Annotated in this window: 14 protein-coding genes; 6 read left to right on the plus strand and 8 right to left on the minus strand. The window is 70.4% G+C overall.

The window, feature by feature from the left end:
• Nucleotides 1-21: 21 nt before the first annotated feature.
• The 5 genes from ACIQI8_RS22995 to ACIQI8_RS23015 form a co-directional block, all read right to left on the minus strand.
• The gene (locus ACIQI8_RS22995) at nucleotides 22-825 is read right to left on the minus strand and encodes an HAD family hydrolase (protein ID WP_402353489.1); all 804 of its coding nucleotides are present in this window, start codon (nucleotides 823-825) and stop codon (nucleotides 22-24) included.
• 92 nt (nucleotides 826-917) lie between these two features.
• Complete coding sequence (locus ACIQI8_RS23000) at nucleotides 918-1,946, minus strand: LacI family DNA-binding transcriptional regulator (RefSeq protein WP_402353492.1); 1,029 nt, start codon at nucleotides 1,944-1,946, stop codon at nucleotides 918-920.
• 63 nt (nucleotides 1,947-2,009) lie between these two features.
• A complete protein-coding gene (locus ACIQI8_RS23005; RefSeq protein WP_402353494.1) occupies nucleotides 2,010-2,882 on the minus strand; it encodes a carbohydrate ABC transporter permease in 873 nt (290 codons plus the stop codon).
• A complete protein-coding gene (locus ACIQI8_RS23010) occupies nucleotides 2,879-3,868 on the minus strand; it encodes a carbohydrate ABC transporter permease (protein ID WP_402353497.1) in 990 nt (329 codons plus the stop codon). The genes ACIQI8_RS23005 and ACIQI8_RS23010 overlap by 4 nt, the downstream gene beginning before the upstream one ends.
• Entirely contained in the window at nucleotides 3,865-5,199 is a 1,335-nt protein-coding gene (locus ACIQI8_RS23015; protein WP_402353500.1) for an ABC transporter substrate-binding protein, read from the minus strand. The genes ACIQI8_RS23010 and ACIQI8_RS23015 overlap by 4 nt, the downstream gene beginning before the upstream one ends.
• Before the next feature lie 165 nt (nucleotides 5,200-5,364).
• Here ACIQI8_RS23015 and ACIQI8_RS23020 point away from each other — a divergent pair, with 165 nt between their 5' ends.
• Together ACIQI8_RS23020 and ACIQI8_RS23025 are read left to right on the plus strand one after the other, a co-directional pair.
• A complete protein-coding gene (locus tag ACIQI8_RS23020; protein ID WP_402353503.1) occupies nucleotides 5,365-7,395 on the plus strand; it encodes a beta-galactosidase in 2,031 nt (676 codons plus the stop codon).
• 72 nt (nucleotides 7,396-7,467) lie between these two features.
• Nucleotides 7,468-8,616, plus strand: coding sequence for an arabinogalactan endo-beta-1,4-galactanase (locus ACIQI8_RS23025; RefSeq protein ID WP_402353505.1), 1,149 nt, complete (start codon nucleotides 7,468-7,470; stop codon nucleotides 8,614-8,616).
• A gap of 39 nt (nucleotides 8,617-8,655) precedes the next feature.
• On the opposite strand, the gene ACIQI8_RS23030 is transcribed toward ACIQI8_RS23025, so the two are convergent.
• The 3 genes from ACIQI8_RS23030 to ACIQI8_RS23040 all read right to left on the minus strand — a co-directional run bounded on the left by ACIQI8_RS23030 (nucleotide 8,656) and on the right by ACIQI8_RS23040 (nucleotide 11,850).
• Nucleotides 8,656-9,162, minus strand: coding sequence for a hypothetical protein (locus ACIQI8_RS23030; protein ID WP_402353508.1), 507 nt, complete (start codon nucleotides 9,160-9,162; stop codon nucleotides 8,656-8,658).
• Nucleotides 9,163-9,300: 138 nt separating this feature from the next.
• Nucleotides 9,301-10,503: an FAD-dependent oxidoreductase gene (locus tag ACIQI8_RS23035; protein ID WP_402353511.1), complete on the minus strand. Its 1,203-nt coding sequence runs from the start codon at nucleotides 10,501-10,503 to the stop codon at nucleotides 9,301-9,303.
• Between the two features lie 99 nt (nucleotides 10,504-10,602).
• Complete coding sequence (locus ACIQI8_RS23040) at nucleotides 10,603-11,850, minus strand: ATP-grasp domain-containing protein (protein WP_402353514.1); 1,248 nt, start codon at nucleotides 11,848-11,850, stop codon at nucleotides 10,603-10,605.
• Nucleotides 11,851-12,075: 225 nt separating this feature from the next.
• Here ACIQI8_RS23040 and fahA point away from each other — a divergent pair, with 225 nt between their 5' ends.
• The 4 genes from fahA (at nucleotide 12,076) to ACIQI8_RS23060 (ending at nucleotide 15,468) form a co-directional block, all read left to right on the plus strand.
• On the plus strand, nucleotides 12,076-13,335 hold the full coding sequence (gene fahA, locus ACIQI8_RS23045) for a fumarylacetoacetase (protein WP_402353517.1): 1,260 nt from the start codon (nucleotides 12,076-12,078) through the stop codon (nucleotides 13,333-13,335).
• 32 nt (nucleotides 13,336-13,367) lie between these two features.
• On the plus strand, nucleotides 13,368-13,544 hold the full coding sequence (locus tag ACIQI8_RS23050; RefSeq protein WP_402353519.1) for a hypothetical protein: 177 nt from the start codon (nucleotides 13,368-13,370) through the stop codon (nucleotides 13,542-13,544).
• Between the two features lie 8 nt (nucleotides 13,545-13,552).
• Nucleotides 13,553-14,494: a M56 family metallopeptidase gene (locus ACIQI8_RS23055; RefSeq protein ID WP_402354133.1), complete on the plus strand. Its 942-nt coding sequence runs from the start codon at nucleotides 13,553-13,555 to the stop codon at nucleotides 14,492-14,494.
• 185 nt (nucleotides 14,495-14,679) lie between these two features.
• Nucleotides 14,680-15,468, plus strand: a complete 789-nt coding sequence (locus ACIQI8_RS23060) for a GntR family transcriptional regulator (RefSeq protein ID WP_402353522.1) — start codon at nucleotides 14,680-14,682, stop codon at nucleotides 15,466-15,468.
• The last annotated feature ends 61 nt before the right edge of the window (nucleotides 15,469-15,529 follow it).

The raw sequence follows: 15,529 nt of genomic DNA on the forward strand, positions 1-15,529 counted from the left end.
GCCACCCGGTAAGGGTCACTCTCAGAAGAGTCTTTCGAGGACGACGGCGATGCCGTCGTCCTCGTTCGATGTCGTCACCTCGTCCGCCACCGCCTTGAGTTCGGGGTGGGCGTTGGCCATGGCCACTCCGTGGGCGGCCCAGTCGAACATGGGGATGTCGTTGGGCATGTCGCCGAAGGCGATCGTCTCGTGCGGGCCCAGGCCCAGGTGGCGGGCGGCCAGGGCGAGGCCGGTCGCCTTGGTGACGCCGCATGGCTGGAGTTCGACGGTGCCGGGTCCCGACATGGTGACGGTGGCCAGTGAACCGACCACTGTGCGGGCCGTGGTGGCCAACTCGTCGTCGGACAGGTCGGGATGGCGCAGCAGCACCTTGCTGATCGGTTCGTGCCACAGGTCGTCGCGGCGGCCGACCCGGACCGCGGGCAGCGTGGGGTGCGGCATGAGGTAGCCGGGCTCGATGAGCGTGAGTCCGTCCACGCCGTCCTGGTCCACGGCCGCGTACACCTGCCCGACCTCCGCCTCGATCTTGCCGAGCGCGGTCTCGGCCAACTCCCGGTCCAGCGTGACCGACCAGAGCAGCCGGTCCGCGCCGGCGTCGTACACCTGCGCGCCCTGCCCGCACACCGCGAGCCCCTTGCTGCCCAGCTCGTCGAGGAGCGGACGCACTCTCGGGGCCGGCCGTCCCGTCACGACGAGATGGCGGGCCCCGGCGCCGACCGCCCGCGCGAGCGCGGCGAGGGACCGGTCGGAGAGGGTGTCGTCGCCCCGGAGCAGGCTGCCGTCCAGGTCCGTGGCGATGAGTGAATATGCGAGGGGTGCGGCCATGATCAGAGAATACGGATGGAAAGCCCGGCTAACTCGACGCGAACCGGACGGTTGCTGACTACATGTGCGTGGAGCGGTGGCCGGTGGTCCGGTCACGCCGACTCCCTGATCACCAGCTCGGTCGGCAGCAGCACCCCCGCCGTGTCCTCACCGGCGATCTGCGCGAGCAGCATGCGGACCATCTCGGCGCTGATGCGGTCGTAGGGCTGGCGCATGGTGGTGAGGGCCGGGGTGCCCGCGGTGGCCGCGGCCGAGTCGTCGAAGCCGCCGACAGCGACGTCATCGGGGACCGAACGGCCGTACTGCTGAAGAGTGTTGACGACTCCCAGGGCCATGAGATCGGAGGCCACGAACACCGCGTCGATGTCCGGGGCCCGGTCCAGGAGCCGGCGGGCCGCCTGCTCTCCGCCGGTGCGGCGGTAGTCGCCCTCGACCACGAGCGCGGGGTCGAAGGGCAGGCCCGCCTCGGTGAGGACGTCGCGGTAACCGGCCAGCCGGTCGGGGCCGCCCGCCGTGTCGAGCGGTCCGGTGACCATGCCGATACGACGTCGGCCGCGGGCGATGAGATGGCGCACCATCTCCTGGGCGCCCTCGCGGTCGGCCGCCGCCACGTAGCTGACCTTGGAGCCGAGGCCGACGGGCTTGCCGCAGGCCACCAACGGGATTCCGGCGTCCCGGAGTTCGGCCGCGACCGGGTCGCCGCTGTGGTTGGAGACGAGGAGCACGCCGTCGACGTGACCCGAGGTGATGTACCGGGTGAGGCGGCGCCGGTCGTCCTCGGAGGAGGCCAGCATCAGCAGCAGCGGGATGTCGTGCCGGGCCAGGTGCTCGGTGCACCCGCGCAGCAGCACGTTGAAGTTGGGGTCCTCGAAGAACTTCTCCTGCGGCTCGGTGAGGAGGAACGCCACCGAGTCCGACCGTCCCGTACTCAGGCTGCGGGCATGCCGGTTGACGACATAACCCGTCTTCCTGATCGCCGACTCCACGGCGGTGCGCGCGGCGGGCGAGACGTAGTGGCCCCCGTTCAGGAACCGCGAGACGGTCCCCCGGGAGACCCCTGCCTCCCGGGCCACGTCATGGATGGTGGGCGGTTTGCGGCGGCCGTTCGGACTGGTGGCCATGGTCCTCGTTCTGCCGGGTCGGTGCGGTGGGGGGAAGTCCGGTGCGGTGGCGGGCGGTTCGGCTCAGGCCTTGACGGATCCGCTGAGCAGGTCCAGGGACCAGAAGCGCTGGATCACCAGGAAGAGTCCGATCAGCGGCAGGATCGCGAGGAAGCAGCCCATGATGACCAGCGTGTAGAGCGCGGGTTGGGAGGCGCCCTGGTTGAGCAGGGTGTAGAGGCCCAGCGTGATCGGGAACTTGGTGTCGTCCGCGAGCATCACGTACGGCAGCAGGAAGTTGTTCCAGATGCCGACGAACTGGAACAGGAACACCGTGATGAGACCCGGCATCATCATCGGCACCGCGATCCGCGAGAAGATCCGCCACTCGCTCGCGCCGTCCATGCGGGCGGCTTCGAGGAGTTCGGCGGGCACGGAGGCGGCCGCGTAGATGCGGACGAGGTAGACGCCGTACGGGGAGAGGATCGACGGCAGGAGCATCGACCAGTACGAGTCGGCCAGGCCCAGCTTCGAGAGGAGCAGATACTGCGGGACCGTGAGCACGATGCTCGGGACCAGGACGCCGGCCAGCATCAGCTTGAAGACGAACTCCCGTCCCCTGAAGGCGAAGCGGCCCAGTGCGTAGCCGCCGGCGGCCGAGACCGCGGCGGAGAGCAGGGCGCCGCCGCCCGCGTAGAGAAGGGAGTTGGCCATCCACTCCCAGTAGATGCCGTCCCGGTAGGAGCTCAGCTCCTTGAAGTTGTCGAGGAAGCCGGTGCCGGGGGCGAAGGTGAAGGTGGAGAACAGTTCGCCCTGGCCCTTGCTCGCCGCGATGACCACCCAGGCCACGGGGATCAGGCAGTACAGCGAGCCGATGATCAGCACCACGGTGGGCACCCAGGCGGTGCGCTTCGGCCTGCTGAGGCCCTGGTCGGCGGTGAGGGTGAGGGGGGTCATGCCCGGTCCTCCCGGGTGTAGCGGTCGGAGACGCGCAGCAGCGTGAAGGAGAGCGCGAAGGTCGCCAGGGCCAGCACCACGGCGGTGGCGGACGCGCCGTAGATGTCCGACCTGAGGAAGGCGGCATCGTAGATGGCCATCAGCGGACTCCAGGAACTGGAGAGGCCGTTGGTCAGCGGCTTGAGCGCCATCGGCTCGGTGAAGACCTGGAGCGTGGCGATGACCGAGAAGAAGAACGTGAGCACGAGCGAGGGCAGCACGATCGGGATCTTGATCCGCAGGGCGATCTTCAGGTCGGAGGCGCCGTCGATGCGGGCGGCCTCGTAGATCTCCTGCGGGATCGAGCGCAGGGCGGTGTAGATCACGATCATGTTGAAGCCGGTGCCGCCCCACACCGCGATGTTCGCGAAGGACAGGTACAGGTTGCCGCCGTCGAACAGGTCGGGCTGCGGCAGGTCGAACTCACGGAGGAGGTAGTAGAAGGGGCTGACCGTCGGGAGGTAGAGGAAGCCCCACATCAGGGCGGCGATGATGCCCGGGACGGCGTACGGCAGGAAGATCGCGAGGCGCGCGAACTTGGCGCTGCGCGCCTGCGGGGTGTCCAGCATCAGCGCGAAGACCAGCGCCAGACCGAGCATCGTGGGGATGACGATCAGGCCGTAGCCGAAGGCGCGCAGGACGCTGTGGCCGAACTCGGAGTCCTCGAGGACGTCGGTGTAGTTGCCGATGCCGTTCCACACCTGCTCGCGGGCGCCCTTGCCGAGGCCGATGCCCTTGACCTGGACCTTGTGGAGACTGAGCCACACCGCGTACCCGATCGGTACGACGGTGAAGGCGGCGAACAGGAGCACGGCCGGCAGAAGGAACCAGTACGGCGCGCTGCGGCCACGGCGACGGAGGCGGCGGGGGCGGACGGAGGGGGCGGTGCCGTCCGCCAAGGGCCCGGCCGTCAGCCGGTCGGAGCCCTTGAGCGGAGTGCTGGTCATGCCTCGGTCACCTTGAAGCCCTGCTTCTTCATGTCGGTGAAGGTCGCCGACTGCATGGTGGCGAGCGCGGTGTCGAACTGGGCGGACTTCTTCGCCTTGGTGGCCTTGCCGAAGGCGTCGCTGAAGGTGTCGTAGGCGACCTGGACGTTCGGGCCCCAGGCGGAGGCGGCCGTGGTCGCGGCGATCTTGGCGGCCGTGTCGTAGAAGTCCGTCTGGTTCGGGAAGAACGCCGGCGGGGTGAGCACCGAGCCGGACTGGCCCTTGGTGGCCGCCGGGTAGATGCCGGCCTCCTTGACCAGGGCGGCCAGCGCCTCCGGGTCGGTGTTCAGCCAGTTCGCGAACTTGGTCGCGGCCTCGGCGTGCTTGGAGTCCGTGGAGATGCCGGTGGAGGAACCGCCCCAACTGCCGGTGACGTCCTCGCCCGCGCTCCACTGCGGCAGCGGCGCCATCCGCCACTTGCCCTTGGTGTCGGGGGCCGAGCTGACCAGCACGCCGGGCGCCCACACGGCGGAGACCCAGGCGAGGTGGGTGCCCTTGTTCAGCGCGTTGTTCCAAGCCGGCGTGTACATCGGCTGGTTGTCGATCGCGCCTTCCTGGACCAGGCCGCCCCAGAAGTCGGCGACCTTCTTGGTCGCCGCGTCGTCGATGCCGACGGTCCACTTGCCGCCGTCGCCCACGGTCCACCACTTGGCGCCGGCCTGCTGCGCCAACCCCGCGAACAGACCGGGGTCGTTGGAGGAGAACGTCGTCAGGTAGGCGTTCGGAACTGCCTTCTTGGCGGCGCGGGCGGTCTTGGCGAAGTCGTCCCAGGTGGTGGGGACGGTCAGGTTGTGCTGCTTGAACAGGTCCTCGCGGTAGAAGAACATCAGCGGCCCGGAGTCCTGCGGTATCGCGTACACGGCGTCCGTGCCGAGCGTGACCATGCCCCAAAGGCCCTCGGCGAACTGGGACTTGGCGGACTTCGCGTACTTCGAGATGTCCGCGAGGACGTCGTTGGAGACCAGCGTCGGCAGCGACTGGTACTCGACCTGGATCAGGTCGGGGGCGTTGCCCGCCTTCTTCGCGGTGATCAGCTTGGAGACGATGTCCTTGCCGGCCGCCTGCTTGGACACGGTGACCGTGATGTCCGGGTTCTTCTTGTTCCAGATCGCGGCGACCTTGTCCATGTTCGGCGCCCAGGCCCAGTAGGTCAGCTTGACCGGCCCGCCGCTCTCGCCGGAGTCGTCGTCGGAACCGCCACAGGCGGCGAGGGTGCCGGTGAGGCCGACAGCTGCTGCCCCGGCAAGGATGCTGCGCCTGCTGAGTTGATGGCGGTGGATCGACATCTTCATCTCCCCTGACTGAACGGCTCTGCCCGAACGGCTCTGTGATCGTGCACAGTAGAGAAGTGTTTCGGACCCTTGTCAATGGATGAAGCCTGGGGTTATCTACCTGTTGTCGACGGATGACACCCTCGGTCGGCTATGTGCACGATCACAGAAATAGGAGCGAACTCCATGCCGTCCCCCGCCCCGCACGACCGCCCGCCGCTCGCCTTCGGGGGTGACTACAACCCCGAGCAGTGGCCACCGGAGGTGTGGGAGCAGGACGTACGGCTGATGCGCGAGGCCGGGGTCACGACGGTCTCCCTCGGCGTCTTCTCCTGGGCCCGCATCGAGCCCCGCCCCGGCGCGTACGACTGGGAGTGGCTCGACACGGTCATCGGCCTGCTGCACGAGGCGGGCATCTCGGTGAACCTCGGCACGCCCACGGTCGTACCGCCGGCGTGGTTCTACCGGGCGCACCCCGACGCCCTTCCCGTGACCCGCGAGGGCGTCCGCCTGTCCTTCGGCTCGCGGGGCGCGATCTGCCACTCCAACCCGGAGTACCGGACGGCGGCGGCCACGATCACGCGGGCGCTGGCCGAGCGCTACGGCAGCCACCCGGCGGTGGTCCTGTGGCACGTCCACAACGAGTACGGCGCACCCGTGCTCGCCTGTTACTGCGACACCTGCGCGGCCGCCTTCCGGGTCTGGCTGCGGGATCGGCACGGCACGCTCGACGCCCTCAACGAGGCCTGGGGAACGGCCTTCTGGGGCCAGCAGTACGGCGAGTGGGAGGAGATCACCCCGCCCCGGGCGACCCCGTCCGTCTGCAATCCGACCCAGCAACTGGACTACCGGCGCTTCGCCGACGCCCAGGCCCGCGCCAACTTCGTCGCCGAGCGGGACATCCTGCACCGGCTCTCCCCCGGCGTCCCCGTCACCACCAACTTCATGGTCGCCCCGAGCCAGGGCCAGACCGTCGACTACTGGGCCTGGGCGAAGGAGGTCGACCTCGTCACCAACGACCACTACCTGATGACCGACGGCCGCCGCACGCACGTGAACCTGGCGCTGGCCGCGGACTTGACGCGCTCGGTGGCGGGCGGTGGTCCGTGGCTGCTCCTGGAACACGCCACGTCCGGGGTCAACTGGCAGCCGTACAACCCGGCGAAGCGCCCCGGCGAGATGGCCCGCAACTCACTGGGGCACGTGGCCCGGGGTTCCGAGGGCGCGATGTTCTTCCAGTGGCGGCAGTCGCGGTCGGGCGCGGAGAAGTTCCACACCGCGATGCTGGCGCACTCGGGGACGGACAACCGGGGCTGGCGGGAGGTGACCGAACTAGGCCGCCGTGTCGCGGACTTGGGCCTGGCCGGCCTGCGGGGTACGCGGACCCGGGGTGACGTGGCGATGGTGTGGTCATGGGACTCCTGGTGGGCGCAGGGCCTGGAGTGGCGGCCGAGCCAGGACCTGGATGCGCGGGAGCGGTTGGATTCCTTCTACGAGGCGCTCTACGACCGGCACTTGACGGTGGACTTCCTGCCGCCGACGGGGTTGGGGGACCTGGACCCGGCGCGGTATCCGCTGCTGGTGGTACCGCAGTTGTACGCGGCGCCGGTCGGGGTGGGGGCCGATCTGGAGCGGTATGTGGCGCGGGGCGGGACGCTGCTGGTGTCGTTCTTCTCGGGGATCGTCGACGAGAACGACGCGCTGCATCCGGGGGCGTATCCGGGGGCGCTGCGGGACGTACTCGGCCTGACGATCGAGGAGTTCGACCCGTTGCTGCCGGGCGAGACGGTGCAGGTGCGGCGGGTCGGGGGCGGCGACGGATCCGGCGGCGAGTCCGAGTCGTACGCGGCCGATCTGTGGTCCGAGGTGGTGGTGCCGGGCGACGGGTGCGAGGTGGTCGCGGTCTTCGCCGAGGGGCGCAGGGTGGGCGGGGCGGCGCTGACCCGGCGTGCGGTGGGGTCGGGGGCCGCGTGGTACCTGGCCACGCGGTTGACCGGCGCGGACCTGGCGGCCGTGGTGGACCTCGCCCTCGCGGACGCGGGAATCGCCCCCAGCGGCCTGCCCCGCGATGTCGAACTCGTCGTACGGGAGGGCGAGTCGGGCACGTTCCGGTTCTACGTGAACCACACCGGGGGCGAGGTGAAGGTGGTGCTGCCGGACGGGAGCCGGGCGGCGGTGCCGGCGGGTGGGGTGGAGGTGTTCCGGGACCCGCGCTGAAGCTCGGCTCAACTCGCCTGTTCCTTCTGTTCCTTCTGTTTCTTCGGTTACTTGGTGAAGGGAAGCTTTGTGATGCGCAGACGCAGTGTTCTTACGGCGGCCGGCGCCGCCGCGCTCGCCGTGCCGGTGTTCGGCGCGGCACCCGCGTTCGCCGGTGAGCGGCGCCGGTTGGAGATCCGGGGCATGGACATCTCCTCCCTCCCCAAGGACGAGGCGCTCGGTGCCGTGTACCGCCGTGCGGACGGCCGCCGGGACGATCCGGTCTGCATCCTGGCGGACGCCGGCATCACGCACGCCCGCCTCAAGGTCTGGGTGAACCCGGCCGACGGCTACAACACCAAGAAGCGGATCCTGCCGCTGGCCAGGCGGTTGCGCCGGGCGGGCATCGGCATCTGGGTCGACTTCCACTACTCCGACACCTGGGCGGACCCGGCACACCAGTCCAAGCCGGCCGCCTGGGCGGACCTGGATGTGGCCGGCCTGACCCGGGCCGTCTACGACCACACCGCCGACGTACTGGGCGCGCTGCGCCGCCAGGGCACCCCGGCGGACCTGGTCCAGATCGGCAACGAGATCAACGGCGGCCTGCTCTGGCCGACCGGCAAGAACTGGGGTGACGACGGCGGGGGTTGGGGCAACCTGACGACGTTCCTCAAGGCCGGTCTCAGCGCGGCCCGCGACACCACGCCCCGCATCCGCACGATGCTCCACATCGCCTCGGGCGGCGACAACGGCACGTCGCGTTGGTGGTACGACAACGTGGTCGCAGACGGGGTGGACTTCGACATCATCGCCCAGTCGTACTACCCGTTCTGGCACGGCACCCCGGCGGCAGCGGCGGCCAACTTGGCCGATCTGGCGGCCCGTTACGACAAGCCGGTGCTGATCGCGGAGACGGCGTACCCGTTCACGCTGGAGAGCGAGGACGCGACGAACGACATCCTGTACGACCCGTCGCAGCTGACGGAGGGGTATCCGGCGACGCCGGCGGGACAGGCGGACTGGATCCGTACGGTGGCCGACCTGATGGCGGGCGTGCCTGGCGGCAAGGGGCTGGGCTACTGCTATTGGGAGGGGGTGTGGACGTACCGGAAAGGCGACGGCTGGGACCCGACCGATCCGACGTCCGGTAACGCGTGGGAGAACCTGGCGCTGTTCGACTTCCGGGACAGGGCGCTGCCGGGACTGAGAACCCTGGGCCGGTACCGGGGGGATGCGTAGACCTCCGGTACCGGGACACCCCGTCCCGCCAGGCCGGCGTCAGCAGTTCTTGATGGACCAGACGGGGCTCCACTTGTAGTCGTTGCCGGAGCCCCCCGCCCGGACGGACGTGATGAGGTTGCCTGTCTTGCCGTAGAAGCGCGCGACCGCGCCTCCCGTCTGGGCGTTGTGGTACGAGCCGGTGCCCACGAAGTTGGAGAGCGCGTAGGTGTCGCAGTAGTAGAGGAAGAAGACCACGTAGTCCCCCGTCGTGTGGTCGAAGACCGACACGCAGAGGTTGCCGCTGGTGCAGTTGAGGGAGGCGGCGGCCGGGACGTGCACGATCTTGTCGGGCTTCGGCCAGGCCGTCGGAGGCTCCTCCGCCGCGGTGGAGGCGAGCGACGGTGGCGCGGCCGGCATGGTCATGATCCGGTCGCCCTGGCGCAGCTGGCTCAGGTCGTGGTCCGGCGAAGCCGCCTGGGCCGGACCGGTCGTGAACACGGCGGCCAGGGCGAGGGCCAGGGCACCGAGCCCACCGAGCAGCGGACGTCGTGGTCTGTCGAGCATGGTGTGTGAACCCCCTGTCGGACCGGGACGTTCGTAGGTCCCGGTCCTTCAAGGCTGTCGGCGCCCTTCCGGGCACGCCACACCTTTCAGCCCAGCCTTAAACGGAGTCACCCCCTCCGAGCGTGCGCCGCGACTCGACTACCCGTGCGCCGCCGCCAGATGACCGGCCAGCCGCGGTGACGCGAACTCCGTCCCGCACACGAACCGCATCACCGGGCCGTACGAGGACGCGGCCGGCAGGCCCGTGAAGTACAGGCCCGGGATCGACGAGACGTATCCCGCGCCCAGCTTCGGCGCGCCACGGCTCACCGCGAGGTGGGTGCGCAGTTCGTGGCCGAGGAAGTCCATCGCCGCGATGTCGACGCGGTATCCGGTGGCCGCGATGACGTGGTCTGCGGTGAGCCGCTCGCTGCCGCCGGCGTGCGTGCGGACCGTGAGGGTGGGGGTGCCGTCGCTCGCGTCGGCGCCGACTATGCGGTCGACCTCGCTGACCTGGATCTTGCCCTCGAAGCGGTCGCGCAGCCACCAGGCGCCGAGCGGGCCGAGGACGCGGCGGACGAGATAGTGGCGGGTCCGGGCCGGGAGGTAGCGGTAGGGCTGCGGGTAGTAGCTGAGCGCCCACAGCGACCAGGCGCGGCCGAACGGCGACTCGGGGCGCAGTTTCGGCTGCTGCCAGGGCGGTGCCCCGAAGGCGACCCGGCCGCGGCCGCGGGAGACCACCCGCACCCGCGCGCCCGCCTCCGCCGCCAGCGCCGCCGTCTCCAGCGCGGACTGGCCCGCGCCGACGACGATCAGCTCCTTGCCGGCGTAGCGCGTGAGGTCGTGCTGCTGGGAGCTGTGCGAGACCGGGCCCACGGGGGTCGGTCCGTCCGGCGCGGCGGCCGCGAGCTCCGGGGGCAGTTGCGCGAGGCCGGACAGGCCGGTGGCCACGACGACGGCGCGGGCGGTGAACGACTCGCCCGAGTCCAGCTTCAGGTCGAAGCCGCCGCCGTCACGCCGGTCGACGGAGACCACCCGCACCTGCTCCAGCTCGGGCACCAGCTTCTGCCGGAACCACTCGCCGTAGGCGATGAAGGTCTCGACCGGGATGATGTCCTCGTCGGTGACCAGGCGGGGTATGCCCGCCGCGTCGCAGTAGTCGACGAGGGTGTGCCCCGGCTGCGGGGCATCAAGGTTGGAGGCGACCGGGGTCGACTTGAGCAGCATGCCGACGGGCATGTGGTCACGCCAACTGACCATGGGGTCGCCGAAGACGCGGACCGGAATGCCGCGGGCTCGCAGATGGGCGGCGGTCGACAGGCCGAACGGCCCGGCGCCGATGACAGCTACCGGTTGCAACACGAAGTCCCTCCCCAGGACGTTCAATTCGCCACTTCGTGGACGGCTCGGGCGGCCGATACCGCTGACTGACCTGCTGCCGGCTTGACTGCTGATGGCCGGCTAGCCGCCCGAACCGGTCGTGCTGCCGCGGCGGTTGGTGCGCCACAGCTGATACAGGTGCTTCGCGCCAGGTCGCACGAAGCGTGTGAGCATCGTGAGGAACGGCAGCGGGTCGTCACCCGCGAGCCAGGCCAGCTCCGTCCCGCTCGCGCGCGCCGGTGCGTGCGGCGTCGTATAGCCGCTGCGGCGGTAGGCGAGCAGGGCGGGCAGGTCGATGTTCTCCACGATGTACCGGTGGCCGGCGCGCTGTTCCCCCTCCGGGACGGAGCGGCCGGTCAGATCCAGGTGCATGGCGCGGACCACGTCCACTCCCGACTCGCTCTCGAAGAGCCGGAACTGGGCGCCCATGCGGGGGTTGAAGTCGAGGAGTTTGTACTGTCCGTCGCGTCGGTCGAAGCGCAGATCGAGGTCGATGATGCCGGTGAAGCCGATCTGCTTGATGAAACGCGCGGCAAGATCCGCGAGTTCCGGATTGTCGACGACATACGCGTTCGCGGTCATCCCTGCGTGCGGTGGCCAGGAGCGGACCTTCACTCCTGTGAACATCGCGCGCGGGGTGGCGTCCTGGTCGAAATAGGCGTGCACGATCCAGTCCTCGGCCTCCTCCCGCGGGAGATACTCCTGGAGGATCACGCCGGGGTGCTCGCCCCAGTCGCGGGCGAGCGTGAGCAGGCCCTCGCGGGTGGCGATCCTCGTCGTGCCGTTCACCGCGGGCCGCCTGCGGCGCAGGAACGCCTCGCGGTTCTTGGCCACCACCGGGAACGTGGCCTTCTCGGCAAAGTCCACGATCTCGTCGTAGGACTGCGGGAACGCGGCCGTCGGGCTCGGGATGCCGTGCTCCACGCACAGTTCGTGCAGGCCCTGCTTGCTGGCCAGATGCCGGGGCAGGGCGCGCTCCACGCGCGGGAAGAGGAAGAGGCCGGTGAGTTCGTCCTGGTGCTCGGCGATCAGGACGGCGGCCTCCTCGTCCGTCGGAATGAGCACGGTGGGACGGCCGATGCGGCGCGCGATGCGCAGCAGGCCCTCCACCAGGTGATCGGGGTCCTCCGTGCCGGTGGTCGGCCAGACGAAGGCCTTCTTGAGATAGCGGCTGGCGGCGGCGGGCGTGTACGCGTCCTCCGTGATCGCGTACATCGGTACGCCGAGGCGGCCGAGGCTGCGGATCGCGCCGACTCCGCCGTGGTGCAGCGGATAGTCGCCGAACTTCACGATCAGGCCAGGCACTTCACGATCAGCCTCAAAAGGCAAACTGGCAGCACTTTTGGCCACGGGTCCCCCCACGCGTCCCCCTACGGACCGGACCCACCCCGTCCGTGTCCCCCAAAGGACGCTAAGCCGGAATTGGGCCGTCCGACAAGGCCATTTCGGACATTGCAAACTCTTTAGACACTGTCAGGACAGCCAACTCGGCCGTAACGTGTGGCACGGCCGCATGTCAGAACGCGACACATGGTGAGAGTGAGGCAGCACCCCATGCCCCCCTTCAACGTCCCCGAGGGCGACCCTTTCGGTGTCCACAACCTTCCGTACGGCGTCTTCTCGCGCGCGGGAGCAGAGGCCGGACCCGCTGATGGATCCGTCGACGGTTTCGGCGGGCGGACGGTGGGCGTCCGGCTGGGCGACCACGTCCTCGACGCGGGCGCGGCGGCACGGGCGCTCGGTTCGCCGTACGCGGCCCTGCTGGCACGCCCCTCGCTGAACCCGCTGCTCGCGGCCGGCCCCACGGCCTGGTCGGACGTCCGCCGCGCACTGACGGCCTGGGTGACGGTCCCGGCGCACCAGGAGACGATCGCGCCCTTCCTGTACCCGCTGTCGTCGGTCACGCTCCACCTCCCCTTCGAGGTCGCGGACTACGTCGACTTCTACGCGTCCGAGAACCACGCGCGGAACGTCGGCCGGATCTTCCGCCCGGACGCCCCCGACCCGCTGACCCCCAACTGGAAGCACCTGCCCATCGGTTACCACGGCCGCTCCGGCACGGTCGTGGTCTCGGGCACGGATGTCGTACGACCGTCGGGGCAGCGCAAGGCCCCCACCGACCCGGCACCCGTCTTCGGCCCCTCCGTCCGCCTGGACATCGAGGCGGAGGTCGGCTTCGTGGTGGGCGCGCCCTCGCCGATGGGCGGGTCGGTGGCGCTCGGCGACTTCCGGGACCACGTCTTCGGGCTCTGCCTGCTCAACGACTGGTCCGCACGCGACCTCCAGGCCTGGGAGTACGTCCCCCTCGGCCCGTTCCTCGGCAAGTCGTTCGCCACCTCGGTGTCGGCGTGGATCACGCCTCTGGACGCACTGGAGGAGGCCGCGGTGGCGCCGCCGGAGCGCACGCACGCGTTGCTGCCGTACCTGGACGACGGCGCCTCGGGGATCGACCCGGGCGGCTACGACATCCGGATCTCCGTCGCGATCAACGGCCATGTCGTCTCCGAGCCGCCGTTCTCCACCATGTACTGGACGGCCGCCCAGCAGTTGACCCACATGACCGTCAACGGCGCCTCCCTGCGCACCGGGGACTTCTACGGCTCCGGCACGGTGAGCGGGCCCGAGCGGTCGCAGCGCGGCTCCTTGCTGGAGCTGACCTGGAACGGGACCGAACCCCTGGAACTCCCCGACGGCAAGCGGACGTTCCTGGAGGACGGGGACGTCGTCACGCTCTCGGCGTGGGCACCGGGGCCGGGCGGGGTCCGGGTGGGGTTGGGCGAGGTGACCGGGCGGATCGTGGCGGGGAGGGTGTGAGGGGATGGCCGGGGTGACGGGGGAAGGGTGAGGTGGGTGTGACGGGGGTCGTACGGGGCGTAGTGGGTCTTTCCCATGTCCTGACGTTCGGCTCCGGCACCGGCATACTGGCGGCGGGCGGACAGGCCGTCGGCGGAACGCGCGCCGAGCCCGTCGCCCCGAACCGCACCTCTCCTTCCTCCGACCAGGATCCGGAGCCCATGGCATGACCGATGGCATGACCGTCTGCCTGCTCCTGCTGAGCGTCGTCGCCCTCACGGCCGCCGTGCCGGTGCCGCGTGCCCTGGTCCGGGCCGGGTGGCCCGACCGGGAACCCGTGGTCGCGCTGTGGGTGTGGCAGTGCCTGGTGGCCACCGTCCTGCTGTGCTGTCTGACGGCGCTCGTGCTGGGCGCGGCCGCCGTCTTCCACACCGTCCGCGACCACGTCTTCGCGCCGGCGCCGCCCGCCGTGACCGCGGCCTACGACCTGTCCGCCGCGCCGGTCTGGGCCGCCGCCCTGACCCTGCTGCTGGCCTGCGGCGCGGCCTGGACGACGGCGATGCTCGCCCGCGAGCTGGTCGAGGCGCGCCGGCACCGCGGCCAGGCCCGGGCCCGGTTGCGCGAGCGCGCGCCCGAACTGCCCGCCGGCCTGGAGGAGGCGGCACGCGGGCCGCTCCTGGTGCTGGAGGACGAGTACCCGGACGCCTGGTGGATGCCGGGCCACCCGCCCCAGCTGGTGGTCACCACCGGCGCTCTGCACCGCCTCACCGACCCTCAGCTGGAATCGGTCCTCACTCACGAGCGCGATCACGCTCGCGCTCACCACGACTGGCTGCTGCATCTGTCGACGGCGCTCGCGACGGGCTTTCCCCGGGTGCCGCTCTTCGCCCACTTCTGCGACCAGACGCACCGCCTGGTGGAGCTCGCGGCGGACGACACGGCGTCGCGTCGCTGCGGTCACCTCACCACGGCGTTGGCCCTGATCGAGCTGAACCAGCACCGGGGTGTTCTCTCCTGTGCCTCCAGTCACCGGCTGCTGGGCGAGCGGGTGGACCGACTGCTGCAGCCTCCGGCTCGCCTCGGCCGCCGTCACCGGGCCCTCACCGCGACGGTGGCGACGCTTGTGCCGCTGCTGCCGCTGCTGATCACGTTCGCTCCCGGACTGACGGCGCTGGGCTGACCGCCGAACGCCGGCCGGGCCGGACGGGCGCGGACCGGCGGCAAGAGGCACCGTCCTGGCGGGCAGTGGCAGATGTAGCCGGACAGCCCCCGTTTCCCCAGGTCAACCGCCCCACCGGCGGAGCCCTTGGTGGCGCAACACTCTCGCAACACTCCCTTCCCTACCGGCTCGCTATGGTTCGAGACATGCCATCCAGCGAGCGCGTCCGGGACCACGCAGGGCAGGGTGCGACCACCGTCGCCGCCCACCGTGCGCGGCGCCGGCTGCGCGCCGACCAGGCACGGCAGCTCGCCGACCTGCTCCGCCACCAGCTGCTGGCCGGCGGGTTCCCGGACGGCACGCTCCCGCACGAGACGACCCTCGCCGCCGACTACCGCGCCACCCGCAACACCGTCCGTGAGGCCCTGGACCTGCTCAGGGCCGAGGGGCTGGTGGAACGGCTGCCCGGTGTCGGCACCGTGGTGGTCGCCGAGAAGTACCCGCACGGCCTGGACCGGCTGATGGGCCTCGCGGAGACCCTGCGCGAACACGGCCGGGTCACCAACGAGGTCCGCACGATGGGCCCCGCCTCCGCACCCGCACCGGTCGCCGAACGCCTGCACGTCCCGCCCGGCTCGGACGTCCTCTACATCGAACGTCTGCGCCGCCTGGACGGCCTCCCCCTCTCGCTCGACCTCACCTACATCCCGCTCGACATCGGCACCTCCCTGCTCGGCGCCGACCTGGAGAACACCGACGTCTTCCGCCTCCTGGAAGCCATCACCGGCCACTCCCTCGGGCACGCCGAGATCACCCTGGAGGCGGTGAACGCGGACACCCACTCCGCCGCCGTACTCGAAGCCCCGCGCGGCGCGGCCGTCCTGATGCTGGAACGTCTCACGCATCTCGACGACGGCCGCCCGGTCGACCTGGAGTTCATCCGCTTCCGCGGCGACCGCATCACGATGAGCGGCCTCCTGCACCGCTCCCTCTGATCACAGCTCTCCCTTTCCGACCCACCCCTCTCGCCCCTCTTGCTGGACCTTCCTGGAGACA

Source organism: Streptomyces sp. NPDC092369, from assembly GCF_044755245.1.
GTDB lineage: Bacteria > Actinomycetota > Actinomycetes > Streptomycetales > Streptomycetaceae > Streptomyces.

Coding starts and splice junctions, on each gene's coding strand:
- ACIQI8_RS23025 (WP_402353505.1), top strand. CDS start 7,468: ATGCGCAGACGCAGTGTTCTTACGGCGGCCGGCGCCGCCGCGCTCGCC.
- ACIQI8_RS23000 (WP_402353492.1), bottom strand. CDS start 1,946: ATGGCCACCAGTCCGAACGGCCGCCGCAAACCGCCCACCATCCATGAC.
- ACIQI8_RS23005 (WP_402353494.1), bottom strand. CDS start 2,882: ATGACCCCCCTCACCCTCACCGCCGACCAGGGCCTCAGCAGGCCGAAG.
- ACIQI8_RS23010 (WP_402353497.1), bottom strand. CDS start 3,868: ATGACCAGCACTCCGCTCAAGGGCTCCGACCGGCTGACGGCCGGGCCC.
- ACIQI8_RS22995 (WP_402353489.1), bottom strand. CDS start 825: ATGGCCGCACCCCTCGCATATTCACTCATCGCCACGGACCTGGACGGC.
- fahA (WP_402353517.1), top strand. CDS start 12,076: ATGCCCCCCTTCAACGTCCCCGAGGGCGACCCTTTCGGTGTCCACAAC.
- ACIQI8_RS23060 (WP_402353522.1), top strand. CDS start 14,680: ATGCCATCCAGCGAGCGCGTCCGGGACCACGCAGGGCAGGGTGCGACC.
- ACIQI8_RS23030 (WP_402353508.1), bottom strand. CDS start 9,162: ATGCTCGACAGACCACGACGTCCGCTGCTCGGTGGGCTCGGTGCCCTG.
- ACIQI8_RS23015 (WP_402353500.1), bottom strand. CDS start 5,199: ATGAAGATGTCGATCCACCGCCATCAACTCAGCAGGCGCAGCATCCTT.
- ACIQI8_RS23020 (WP_402353503.1), top strand. CDS start 5,365: ATGCCGTCCCCCGCCCCGCACGACCGCCCGCCGCTCGCCTTCGGGGGT.
- ACIQI8_RS23055 (WP_402354133.1), top strand. CDS start 13,553: ATGACCGTCTGCCTGCTCCTGCTGAGCGTCGTCGCCCTCACGGCCGCC.